At 68.6% G+C, this 12514-nt stretch carries 9 protein-coding genes; 3 read left to right on the forward strand and 6 right to left on the reverse strand.

Translation table 11 applies throughout. The features are described from left to right. Window positions 1-350: 350 nt before the first annotated feature. The 4 genes from BST40_RS11910 to BST40_RS11925 all read right to left on the reverse strand — a co-directional run bounded on the left by BST40_RS11910 (window position 351) and on the right by BST40_RS11925 (window position 7075). Complete coding sequence (locus tag BST40_RS11910; protein ID WP_075546667.1) at window positions 351-1796, reverse strand: lipase maturation factor family protein; 1446 nt, start codon at window positions 1794-1796, stop codon at window positions 351-353. A gap of 75 nt (window positions 1797-1871) precedes the next feature. After that, entirely contained in the window at window positions 1872-2633 is a 762-nt protein-coding gene (locus BST40_RS11915; RefSeq protein WP_183154952.1) for a glycerophosphodiester phosphodiesterase family protein, read from the reverse strand. A 1-nt stretch (window position 2634) separates the two neighbouring features. Further along, a complete protein-coding gene (locus BST40_RS11920; RefSeq protein ID WP_083154346.1) occupies window positions 2635-6846 on the reverse strand; it encodes an alpha-(1->3)-arabinofuranosyltransferase in 4212 nt (1403 codons plus the stop codon). Between the two features lie 55 nt (window positions 6847-6901). Then, a complete protein-coding gene (locus BST40_RS11925) occupies window positions 6902-7075 on the reverse strand; it encodes a DUF2613 domain-containing protein (protein ID WP_023369784.1) in 174 nt (57 codons plus the stop codon). 210 nt (window positions 7076-7285) lie between these two features. On the opposite strand from BST40_RS11925, the gene BST40_RS11930 reads away from it, so the two are divergent. The 3 genes from BST40_RS11930 to BST40_RS11940 are packed head-to-tail and all read left to right on the forward strand — an operon-like array spanning window position 7286 to window position 10429. Continuing rightward, on the forward strand, window positions 7286-8461 hold the full coding sequence (locus BST40_RS11930) for a glycoside hydrolase family 3 N-terminal domain-containing protein (RefSeq protein ID WP_083154348.1): 1176 nt from the start codon (window positions 7286-7288) through the stop codon (window positions 8459-8461). Between the two features lie 57 nt (window positions 8462-8518). Continuing rightward, window positions 8519-9157, forward strand: a complete 639-nt coding sequence (locus tag BST40_RS11935; protein ID WP_075509652.1) for a TetR/AcrR family transcriptional regulator — start codon at window positions 8519-8521, stop codon at window positions 9155-9157. A gap of 9 nt (window positions 9158-9166) precedes the next feature. Next, window positions 9167-10429: a chloride channel protein gene (locus BST40_RS11940; protein WP_075546671.1), complete on the forward strand. Its 1263-nt coding sequence runs from the start codon at window positions 9167-9169 to the stop codon at window positions 10427-10429. 3 nt (window positions 10430-10432) lie between these two features. Here the strand turns inward: BST40_RS11940 and BST40_RS11945 are convergent, their stop codons facing one another. Together BST40_RS11945 and BST40_RS11950 are read right to left on the reverse strand one after the other, a co-directional pair. Then, a complete protein-coding gene (locus BST40_RS11945) occupies window positions 10433-11275 on the reverse strand; it encodes a MaoC/PaaZ C-terminal domain-containing protein (protein WP_075546672.1) in 843 nt (280 codons plus the stop codon). 17 nt (window positions 11276-11292) lie between these two features. Then, window positions 11293-12514 (reverse strand): 3-oxoacyl-ACP reductase (locus tag BST40_RS11950; RefSeq protein ID WP_083154354.1); only part of this gene is annotated, 1222 nt, incomplete at its 5' end.

Genomic DNA, 12514 nt, shown 5'->3' on the forward strand with positions numbered 1-12514 from the left:
AATTTCCGATGGCGCAAACTCCAGGGCTGGTAGTACCGACGCTACCGCGGAGCTGCCCCGCGACGGCCGGGCAACCGATATGCAGTTGTCCGCCAAGGAGGAAACGGACCTCGCTGGATCGGCGGTTCGGGACGTCGCCGACAACGTAGACGTGGCCGGATGTGCAGCGACACAACGAATGTCATCGGTCGACCGGATCGATAATCCCGTGACGACGTCGCAAGCCGGGGAGCAGCGCGATGCCTCGTTGTCGCGGATAGATGGGCACAATGGATGTCCACCGACGGAGGAACAGGTGTGGCGCAGGGACTAACCAGATGGTCACATTCGCCATGATGTCATTCGGCGCCTCACCCGGGCGGTGATTTGGCTCTCCCGAGCGACATCGGCCGCACATAGCTACCCACCAGCGTGCGATGCCACCAGGCGTGGTCGCGCCGCAGCTCCTGAAAAGTGGTGAAGCGATACTGATAAATCTGGGCACGCACGTATCGCGGTGGCACATCCGGAAACGGGTTGCACCGCAACAGCTTCAGCGTCGGCCGATCGTTGCGCAACAGCCGCGTCAGCAACGGTGTCATCCAGGGCAGCGCGTAGCCCGGAGATATCGCGGCAAACCACATCAGCCAGTCCAAACGAAGGTGGTAGGGCGCCCATTGCCGCGGCAATCTGCGCACCGAGCCGGGCTTACCCTTGAATTCGTACTCTTGCCACACCGTGTCGCCGGTGATCTCGTCTTCGGCGGTTCCTTCGATCACCACCTCGTGGCGGGTGCGGCTGATGCTGCCGAATGCGCCGTAGGTGTTGATCAAATGAAAGGGGTTGAAGGACATGTTCATCCGCTGCCGGGTGGACAGCATGTTGCGTGCCGGCCAGTAGCTCAGAATCAACACCGCCGCGGCGAGCACGAACACCAGGACGGTGAACCACAGCGGCGGCCCGGCCAGCGCGGGTTGAGCAGGGACCGGCAGCACGGCCGCCAGCGACGCCTGGTCGACGGCGCTGCATGCCAGCAGGATCGTCAGCCAGTTGAGCCAGGAGAAGTTTCCCGACAACACCAACCACAGCTGGGTGACGATGATGACGGCTGCGGCGATGCTGGCGACCGGTTGCGGGGCGAACAATCCGAACGGCACCACGAGTTGCGCAAAGTGGTTGCCCGCCACCTCGATCCGGTGCAGCGGCTTGGGCAGGTGATGGAAGAACCAGCTCAGCGGCCCCGGCATGGGCTGCGTCTCATGGTGGTAGTACAGGCATGTGAGGTTGCGCCAGCACGGGTCACCGCGCATCTTGATCAGTCCCGCGCCGAACTCGACCCGAAACAGCAGCCAACGCAGCAGCCACAACGTCAGAATCGGCGGTGCCACCCGAGCGTTGCCCAGGAAGATCATCAGGAATCCGGTTTCGAGTAGCAATGACTCCCAACCGAATCCGTACCACACCTGGCCCACGTTGACGATCGACAGATACAGCAGCCACAGTGTGAGCCACATCAGCATGGCGGCCCACAACGGGACCAAGTCGGCCAAACCGGTGACGACCGCTGCCGACAGCAGGGCGCCGAACCAGCACGCGGCGGCGAACAATCGGTCGGAATAACGAAGGTGAAAGAGGCTCGGTGTTTGCCAGAAGGACCTTTCGGCCACATATCGCGGCACCGGCAGCATTCCCTGCTCTCCGATGAGCGCCCGGAACTGCAGCGCGGCGGCGACGAACGCCGTCAGGTAGATGACCGCGGTGCCCCGCTCGAGCACCATTCTGCCCAGCCAGTAGTCGGGTGCCGAAAACCATCCCATGGCAGTACTCCTCGGACGGTGACCGCGTATCCAGTTAACCAGTCGGCAAACCGGTAGCCAACAGCTGCCGCGCCGCTACCACTGTCCCCGTGAGGTAAGCACCTCACGGAGCAGGTCCGCACGATCGGTGATGATGCCGTCCACACCGATGTCGAGCAGCGCATGCATGGCCGCGGGGTCGTCGATCGTCCAGGCGTGCACCTGGCGTCCGGAAGCATGCATGGCCCGCAGCAACGCCGGCGTGATCACCGGCACGCCACCTAACCGCGGCGGCAACTGCACGCAGTCGCTGTCGCGCAGCAGCCGCTGCGCATACGCCCGCCGGCCCGCCGACCGGGCCGCCATGAACGCCATGAAAGCACCCGTACCCGCCGCACTGGCGACCCGCCGGGTGAGCAGACGCACGGCCCGCTGGCGACGCCGGTCGGAAAACGACGCGATCAGCACCCGGTCGTGCACCTTCAACCGCTCGATGACCTCGACGGTCGGTTCGATGGCCGACTCTGCCTTGATGTCGATATTGACCCGCGCGTCCGGGAATGTGACAAGTAGTTCTTCGAGTGTCGGAATCGGTTCTCCGGAGCCCAGATCCGCCGCGCTGGCCTGCCGCCAGGATAATTGGTCGATCGCACCCGGGGTTCCGGATGCGAGCGGGAGGCGGCGGTCATGCAGGATCACCGCGACGCCGTCGCGGGTGGCGCGAACGTCTGTCTCGAGGTAGCGAAACCCAAGCTTCACCGCCTCGTGAAACGCCGCCATGCTGTTCTTGGGCAGCCTGAACGAGGTAAAACCCCGGTGCGCCATGGCAATTGGCCCGGGGCTTCGAAAGAACTCCACGTCAAGTCTCCTGTTCGGGGTCCCGTCCGGGACTGCTATCCCAAGCCGGCATCGACACCGATGCGGCCAACACCGCGAGCGAAATCAGCGCCAGCAGTTGGACACTGGCCGAGTGGCCGGCGTAGCCGTCCACCGAGCGCCACGGATGACGGGACAATACTGCCCCCGCGAGAATCAGACCACCCGCGCTCAATCCGACGGTGATCCGGTCGAGCACCCGCTCCCGGTCGCGCAATACATACCGCAGCCCGAACGCTGCGCCTACCACGGCAACTCCCGCCACCCCGGCAATCGCACCCCCGGCCGTCAGCACCGCGACCGCCGCCAACGGCCCGGGTGCCCAAGGGCGTACGGCCGCATGGCCATGGTCCTGGCCTCGTCGCCGCCAGAGCGCGAGCAGGGCCAGCACCGGCAGCAACGTAAGCCCGAAAGCCAGGCCCGATCGATACACCGAGTTGGGCGCGAAGGTGAGGGTGATGGTGCCGGGATCACCGGCGGGCACCACCCAGCCCTGCTGCCAGCCATTGACCGCAACCGCAGTCAGCCTGGCGCCGCTACTGGTATGCGCCACCCAACCGGGGTTGATGCTTTCCGGAATGACCAGCACTCGCGAGGTCGCCGAGGCGGGCGCCCGCACTTCCCGACGGCCCGGGCCCCACACCCCGGTTGCGGCGGGAACCGTTGTGGTGGAGGGTAATTCGGCTGCCTCCGGAGCCGTCAGCTGGGCGCCGTCGACAACGAATTCCGCTCCCGGACCGATCAGCAGCTCCTGTTGGCCGGCCGGCAGCGAGATGGGCTCGCGTTCGCAGGGCAGCGCCGTAGCCGGTTCGCCGTCCAGCAGCGCGCCCACCGTGGTCCGAATCGAGGTGTGTACGAAGCGGCCGGCCACCGCGATGACCGGGCCGTGCGCACAGTCGACGGTGATCTCTCGGGATCGGTTCCGCACGGCATCCGCGGCCGCGATCGGGCTGCCGTCGGTTCCGAGCGCGGTCACCTCGGCCAGCCCGGGAGGCTTGAGTTGGTCGAAGCCCAGCGCATTGCGGTCGATGATGTCTTCCCAGTCGAGCAGGCTGATGGTGACCGTGTCGGTGATGCGGGGGTGTAACGACAGCGTCTGAGGCTCGCCGTCGCGATTGACCGCACGCACCTGGGGCCCGTCGCCCAGGTCGACGGCCACCATCGTCGGATGGGCGGGCAACGCCGACCGGCTGGGCAGCAGCCGCAGTCCGGCCACCTCGGTGGGTCGCGGCAGGCTCACGGTCAGGGTCGGCGGCGACTTGTACTGCACCACCCGCTGCGGTGCGGTCCATGCGGTGGCGGGGTCGCCGTCGGTGGCGGCGTAGGCCGAGCCCGCGACGTCGAGCACATCGGAGTCGCCGTGCGCGCGGGTGGTGTCCGGCTCAGCGATCAGATCGGCAAGTTTGGGCCCCTGCCTGGGCCGCACCCACACCGTCGGGGTCACCGTCGTCGGGCGCGGCACGGTGAGCGTGCGGCTGAAGTTGACGGGCTCCTCGGGCGCCAGGGCCATCGACGCGGCGCAGCGCACGCTGTCGGAGGCGAGCGCGCAACCCGGCCGGCCCAACAATTCGGACCCCAGGTCCCAGCGCGCGATCGTCGAATCCGCCGGCGGCCCGGGTACCGACACGGTGTGGTGCAACTGCACCGGGTGGGCGAACCCGGACGCGTCGTACTGGGTGATCGCCAGATCGGTGATACCGAACTGCACCCCGGCAGACCCGTCGTCGGTGGCGGCCGCGGTGACCCGCACCCACGGCGTTTCGCCGTAGGGCAGCGCCGCGGTGAGCGGCTTGCCTGCCTCGTCGAACCGCAGGGTGGTGCTGCCGGTGGCGGTCTCGACCAGGATGCGCCGGATCTGCGCGCCGACGGCGGTCGCACTCGGTGTCAGGGTGATGACGGCGTTGGCCACCGGATGATCGAAGTCCACCTGCAGCCACTGCCCGACGGCGGCCTGCAGTGCGTTGGACACCCAGGCGGTCGCCGAGTCACCGTCGATCGCGGCCGCCGCCGAGGTGGCCGGGGCCACGTCGGGCATGGCGGTGGAATCCGCCGACGAGCTGGACACCGTGACGCGGCCGCCGGTCCACCCGCCGTACACCACGTCGGCGCCGGGTACCGGATAGTCGGGCACCCGGTTGTAGGTGTGTCGGGCGTCCCCGGGCGCCCGGATCGCCGAGGAGTGCTGATCCACCCGGCCGTAATCGGTTTCGCGGGCCACCGGGGTGTCGGTGACCGTCACCAGCGGAGCCGTCAGACCGGCGGCGACGGCATCGGCCGTCAGCAGCACCGGACCCAGCGCCGGTTGGCCAGACAGCCGCCGCCGTTCGTCGAGACGCAGCAGCACCTCGGGCCCGCCGTCGACGCGGGGCAGCCGGTCGGTGTCGACCAAGTAGGGCGCACCCGCGCCACCCACCTGGTAGATCTCTACCGCGGGATAGCGCGGCCGCAGTCCGCTGTCGCTGACGAACCCGGCCAGCGAGCCGGGACCCACCGGCGCGCCGAACTCCGCCACCTTCGCCAGCCCGGGTGAGCCGGCGATGGCGCGGTGCACCAGGATCGGGCGTGCCGAGCGCGACGTCTCGGGGTCCAGATCGTTACGCAGCACCAGATACGAAATGCCTTGGCGGGCAAGAGTATCCGCCAGGCCGGCGGAGGGGCGTCCGGCGGCGAACAAGCGCTGCACCGAGTCCAGCGCCCGGATGGTCTGCGGCGGGGTCAGGGGAATGGAGTCGCGTACCCCCCACGGGCTGCTGCCCAGCACCTGCAGCGGCTCGTCGTGGCTGGTGCCCCAGACCTGGGTGGCGAACGGCGCCCCGGGCACCACCAGCACCCGCCCCGGCGTCGGTGTCCCGGTGTTGTGCGCGCTGAGCCAGTCGGCGGCCTCCTGCCAGTACCGGGGTATCGCAGTGAAGGTGCCAGGCGGGGTGAGCCGAGCGGTCCAGGCGAGCGAGGTGCTGACCGCCATCGCGGTGAGCACGACGATTCCGACGGCCACCCGCTTGTCGCGCTCGGGGTGCGCAACCGCGCGAAGCCACTGCGACCTGGGCACGCTGCCGGGCAGCGGTATCCGACCCAGCAACCCCGCGATGCCCAAGACCAGCGGCAGCCGGATCACCGGCCCCACCTTGTGCACATTGCGCAGCGGCGTGCCGCCGGCGTCCAAGAACGCCTGCACCTGATGGGCCAGCGGCGAGCCCAGCCCGCCGCCGTACCCGACGGCCAGCAACACCACGCCGACCAGCAGCATCGCCACCAGCCGGCCGCGAGCCGGCATCGCCGGACTGGCCAGCCCGGCCAGCCCGGCCGCCGCCACCAGACAGGTGCCCAGGATCGCGACCGACCCGGTCACCAGCGGCGCCCCCGCGGTTGCGTCGGGCGCCACGAACGGCGTCCAGCTGTCGGTGCCGCGCAACACCTCCACCAGCGAGGACCATTGGGTCGTCACGCCGGAGGATTCGATGAAGTCCAGAAACGGCGGACTGACCCCGCGCAGCTGAGTCAGCGACACCACCCACCACAGCGTCGCCAACACCAGCGCCAGCAGCCACCATGCGGTATAGCGCCACCACAAACGGTTGGGCCGGTGACAAGCCAACCAGATCACCGCGGGCAGACAACCGGCCAGCGTCGCGATGGCGTTCACCGCGCCCATCAGCGCCACCGCCACACCGGCCTGGGCCGCCAGCGCCCGTACCGATCGGCCCGACGTGCCCCGCAGGGCCAAAATCGTCGGCAGCAGCACCCATGGCGCCAGCATCATCGGCAGCGTTTCCGACGAGATCGACCCCAGCGTGGTCAGCACCCGCGGCGACAGCGCAAACGCGGCCGCCCCGATCACCCGCGATGCCGGGCTACCGATGCCCAGCGCCTCGGCGACCCGCAGCAATCCCCAGAAGCCGACCGTCAGCAGCACCGCCCACCACAGCCGCTGGGTGAGCCACCCCGGGACTCCCAGCAGATGGCCGACGAGGAAGAACGTCCCGTGCGGAAACAGGTAGCCATAGGCCTGGTTCTGAGATTGGCCGAACGGCAGCTCGCTGTTCCACAGGTTCGTCGCGCGCGCCAGGAACCGCAGCGGGTTGGCGATGAGATCGAGTTTGGTGTCGGGGGAGACCCGCCCGGGGGATTGGGCGAACGTCAGCGTCAGCGACACCGCCGCGACCAACAGCAGCCACCGCCGGGAGAGGGGCGTCACCAGCGGGTTTGCTGCAAGCGCCGCCGCGCTGACCTTCGAAGCCGACGCCGCCGGGCTAGCTACGGTTGCCGTACTCGACCCGGTTGAGCACCGATGACGACGGATCGCCCCCGGGTAATGGCGGCTTCGTGTCCTGCTGCACCATCAGGGTGATACCGAAGATTGCGGCCGCGCCCAGCAACAGACCAACCACCACGCTCGCGGCGGCGGGCGCGACGATCCGGTTCATCGTGAGCTCCTTGAGGCGTGACGTCGTGGTGAAAGGTGGCTGAAAGAAACGCTGAAAGAAACTTAGCGCCAACCTAGCAGAACGCGATCTCATGGCTGTCGGCAGCGATCATCGGGGCGGGGCGCGACGTCTCGCCCCAGGTCGGTCGACAACGTAACAGTGGTTGCCCCCGAACCCGGCGCCGAAACACCACCGTGACAGCATGTCCGGATGGCTTTTCCGCGCACACTGACGGTGCTTGCGGCCGTATCGGTGCTGGTGGCCGCCTGCAGCCACGGCGGCACCCGGACCGGATCGTCGTCGACGACGGCGTCGAGCACGCCGCCCGGACCGCCCCCGGTCGCCGCTCCGGCACCGCGGGTGTGTGCCGACCCGACGGCGGTGCCGGCCTCGTTGTCCACCCGCGACAAGCTGGCCCAGCTGCTGATGGTGGGGGTGCGCGACGCCGCCGACGCCAAGGCCGTGGTGAGCACCTATCACGTCGGCGGCATCCTGATCGGCAGCGACACCGACCTGTCCATGTTGAACGGCCCGCTGGCCGATCTCGCCGCCGGCGCCGGCCCGCTGCCGCTGGCCGGTGGCGTCGACGAGGAAGGCGGCCGGGTGTCGCGGTTGCATTCGCTGCTCGGCGGCCGGGGTCCGTCGGCCCGGGAACTGGCCCAGACCCAAACCGTCGCCCAGGTCCACGACGTGGCGCTGGAGCGGGGCCGGCAGATGAAGAAGCTCGGTATCACCGTCGACTTCGCGCCGGTGGTCGACGTCACCGACGCGCCCGACGACACGGTGATCGGGGACCGCTCGTTCGGCTCGGATCCGGATAAGGTCACCGCCTACGCCGGCGCCTACGCGCAGGGGCTGCGCGATGCCGAGCTGCTGCCGGTGCTCAAGCACTTCCCGGGCCACGGGCGCGGCTCGGGCGATTCGCACACCGGCGGGGTGACGACGCCGCCGTTGAGCGAGCTGGTGGCCAGCGACCTGGTGCCCTACCGCACCCTGCTGACCCGGACCCCGGTCGCAGTGATGGTGGGGCATCTGCAAGTTCCCGGGTTGACCGGCAGCGAACCGGCCAGCCTGAGCAAGGCCGCGGTGGACCTGCTGCGCACCGGCACCGGATATGGCGGGCCTGCGTTCGGAGGCCCGGTGTTCAGCGACGACCTGTCCAGCATGGCCGCCATCTCGGATCGGTACGGCGTGGCCGAGGCGGTGTTACGCACCTTGCAGGCCGGCACCGATATCGCGTTGTGGGTCACCACCAAAGAGGTGCCCGCCGTCCTGGACCGGTTGGAACAGGCATTGGCCGCCGGCGAATTGCAGATGCCCGCGATCGACGAATCGGTGGTGCGGGTGGCGGCGATGAAGAACGTCTCTCCGCACTGTGGTCATTAGCTGAACCCGCATTGCCTACCCTAGAGTCGGATCGACCGGCTGGAGGGGTGCACGGCAATGGCAGGTGGTACGAAGCGGCTACCGCGTGCTGTCCGCGAGCAGCAGATGCTGGATGCCGCCGTGCAGATGTTCTCGGAAAACGGCTATCACGAGACCTCGATGGACACCATCGCCGCCGCGGCGCAAATCTCCAAGCCGATGCTGTACCTGTACTACGGCTCCAAGGAAGATCTGTTCGGCGCCTGCCTGAACCGTGAGATGAACCGGTTCATCGACGCGCTGCGCGCCGACATCGACTTGACTGTGAGCCCAAAGGACTTGCTGCGCAACGCCATAGTGTCGTTCCTGCGCTACATCGACACCAACCGGGCGTCGTGGATCGTGATGTACACCCAGGCCACCAGCTCGCAAGCGTTCGCCCAGACGGTGCGCGAGGGACGCGAGCAGATCATCGACCTGGTCGCCGGGATGCTGCACGCCGGGACTCGCAGCCCGCGCTCCGACGCCGAAATCGACATGATGGCGGTTGCGCTGGTAGGGGCGGGAGAGGCGGTGGGGACCCGGCTCAGCGTCGGCGACATCGACGTCGACGAGGCGGCCGAGATGATGATCGACTTGTTCTGGCACGGCCTCAAGGGCGCGCCCGCGGAGCGCGACACCGGCCCAAACCTGGGTCCCAACGTCGCCGCAGGCTAGATTCGTGCGGTGCCTAACCGGCCGGCCCGCCCCAACCTCGACTTTTTCTGCGCGGTGATCATCGCCGGCCTGCTGGCCGGGCTCGCCGGTTTGTCGACGACGGTGGTGCTGCGCTTCGTCGAACACCTCACCTACCACTACACTTTCGGCTCACTGCTCGACGGGATCACCGGCAGCAGTCCGGTCCGGCGCGCGGTGGGGCCGATGGTCGGTGCCGCGCTGGCGGGACTGGGCTGGTGGATCTTGCGCCGCAGCGCCAAGGTGCCGCCGCTGGCCGGAACCATCGCGCGGCATGATCCGATACCGCCGGTGTCGTGGAGCATCGACGCCGCGCTGCAGATCGTGCTGGTGGGCTCCGGCGCCTCGCTCGGCCGCGAAGGCGCGCCACGCCAATTCGCCGCGGCCCTCACCGACGTGGGTTGCCGATGGTTGCGGCGGCTGTCACCCGGCGATCGGGAGATCCTGCTGGCATGTGCCGCCGGGGCCGGGCTGGCGGCGGTCTACGCCGTCCCGCTGGCCGGGGCGCTGTTCGCCCTGCGGATCATGCTCAACACCTGGCGGTTGCGGGCGGTGGGGGCGGCGCTGATCACGTCCAGCCTGGCCGTCGCGATCGGTTCGGCCGTCACCCATGACCGCCCCGAACTCGACTGGCCCCGTGCCGAATCGACCTATCTGCTCAGTGCGCACGGATTGTTGCTGGCGCCCTTCGCGCTGGTGGTGGGTTTGACCTTCAACCGGATCATGGCCGCGGCGCGGCCGCGCCCCATGCTGCGGTCTTGGATGCTGATCCCCGCGCTGGCGGCCGCGGGATTGCTGACCGGCATCTGTTCGCATTGGTGGCCCCAGCTGCCCGGAAACGGCAAGAGCATCCTGACGGTCAGTCTGGCCAGCGGGATGACGCTGTCGTCGGCGGCCGTGATCTTGCTGTTGAAGCCGTTGCTGACCGCGCTGTTCCTGCGTGCCGGCGGAGCCGGCGGGCTGCTGACACCGTCGTTGGCCACCGGCGCTGCGGCGGGGTCGCTGCTGGTGTTGACGCTCAACGCGGCGACCGGGACGCACCTGCACGGACCGGTGATCTCGCTGGCCGGTGCCGCCGGGGTGCTTGCGGTCACCCAGGGCTCGCCCACCTGGGCGGCGATCTTCGTCTGGGAGCTGGCCCGGCCACCGATTTGGATGCTGGTGGTCTTTCTGGTCACCGCGGTGGGCGCGGAAGCACTGAAGAGGCTCGCTGTCGGCCGCCGGCTCCCACACCTCGACCATCGCGCGGGCTGATCGCTACAGCGGCCGCAAAGTCCCGGTCAGATGCGGATACCCCTTCGACATGTTGCGCAGCGTCAGGTCCCAGCCGTTATCGGCTTCGTCGATGTAGACGCCGACGCTGGCCGGCAGCAGCACCGGCTTGCCGAACCGCACCGAATAGCGCACCGCGTCCGGCAGCCGGGCCTCGATATTCGCCAAAACCGCTGCGGCGCTGAACATTCCGTGTGCAATGACGGTGGGGAAGCCGAACAACCGGGCCGCGATCGGATTGGTGTGGATGGGGTTGTGATCTCCGCCGACGGCCGCATAGCGACGGATTCGGGCCGGCGTGATCCGCAGCAGGGCAGACGGCGGTGGGAGTTTGGGCTGCTTCTGCGGCGGCGGTTTCGGTTCGCCGGACAAGCTGGTGCGTTGCTGGTGCAGGAACGTCGTCACCTGCTGCCAGGCGAGCTCGTTGCCGACGCTGATCTCGGTCACCAGGTCGACCAGCAGGCCCTTGCGATGCTCCCTGAGGTTTTCGGCGTGCGCCCGCACGCCGACCGTGTCGGTCACCGCGATCGGGCGGTACCGGGTGATGTGGTTCTCGGTGTGTACCGATCCCATTGCGGCGAACGGGAAATCGAAACCGGTGACCAATGCCATCACCGAGGGGAACGCCAACGCGAACGGGTAGGTCAACGGAACGTCGTTGCCGTAGCGCAGACCGGTGACCGCCGCGTAGTCGGCCACGTTGGTGTGGTCGATCCGAAGCTCCTCGACGGTCACCGTGCGGGTGGGCAGCTGGCCGCCGCGCGGCACCATGGGCAACGCTCCCGCCGCCGCGCGGAGCATGTTTCTCAGGCCGCTTGGCTGGTTCACCGAATCCTCCTAACCGCTCAAGCGCCGATCATGGCTTGGCCGCAGACCCGAATTACGTTGCCGGTCACCGCATTTGACGCCGGGCTGGCGAAATAGGCGATGGTCTCGGCCACGTCGACGGGCTGCCCGCCCTGCATCAGCGAGTTCAGCCGCCGGCCCACCTCGCGGGTGGCCAGCGGGATGGCCGCCGTCATCTGGGTTTCGATGAATCCCGGTGCGACGGCGTTGATGGTGATGCGCTTGTCGGCAAGCTCGGGCGCCAGCGCCTGGGTGATGCCGATCATTCCGGCCTTGGTGGCGCCGTAATTGGTCTGCCCGCGATTGCCCGCGATGCCGGCGATCGACGAGAGCCCGATGATTCGTCCGCCCTCTCCGATGCTGCCGTTTCCGACCAGGCCCTCGATCAACCGAAGCGGGGCAAGCAGATTGACGGCGATCACCGAGTCCCAGCGGGCGTCGTCCATATTGGCCAGCAACTTGTCGCGGGTGATACCGGCGTTGTTGACCAGGATGTCGGCCTTGCCGCCGTGGTGGTCGCGCAGGTGCTCGGTGATCTTGTCGACGGCGTCGTCGGCGGTGACGTCCAGCCACAGCGGCGTGCCGCCCACGCTGCTGGCGGTCTCGGCCAAAGCCTCCTCGGCGGACTCCACGTCGATCGCCACCACCCGGGCGCCGTCGCGGGCGAACACCTCGGCGATCGTTTTGCCGATGCCCCGGGCAGCGCCGGTGACGATGGCCACCTTGCCGTCGAGCGGACGGTCCCAGTCGGCCGGCGGCGTGGAATCGGCCGCCCCGACATGGAACACCTGACCGTCGACGTAGGCCGACTTGGCCGACAGGATGAACCGCATGGTCGATTCGAGCCCGGTGGCCGCCGGCTTGGCGTCGGGCGACAGGTACACCAGCGCGACCGTGCTGCCCCGCCGCAACTCCTTGGCCAGGGACCGGGTAAAGCCCTCCAGCGCGCGCTGGGCAATCCGTTCGTGCGTGTCGGCGATCGCCTCGGGACTGGTGCCCACCACCGCCACCCGTGCGCAGGCACCCAGATTGCGCAGCAGCGGCGTGAAGAATTCGTGCAGTTTCTTGAGACCGGCCGGGTCGGTGATGCCGGTGGCATCGAAGACCAGCCCGCCGAACGAATCGGCCCAGCGGCCGCCGAGGTTGTTACTCACCACGTCGTAGTCGTTGTCGAGGGCGGCGCGCAGCGGCTCGACCACCCGGCCCTCCCCCCCGATCAGC

It is taken from the genome of Mycobacterium persicum, assembly GCF_002086675.1.
GTDB lineage: Bacteria > Actinomycetota > Actinomycetes > Mycobacteriales > Mycobacteriaceae > Mycobacterium > Mycobacterium persicum.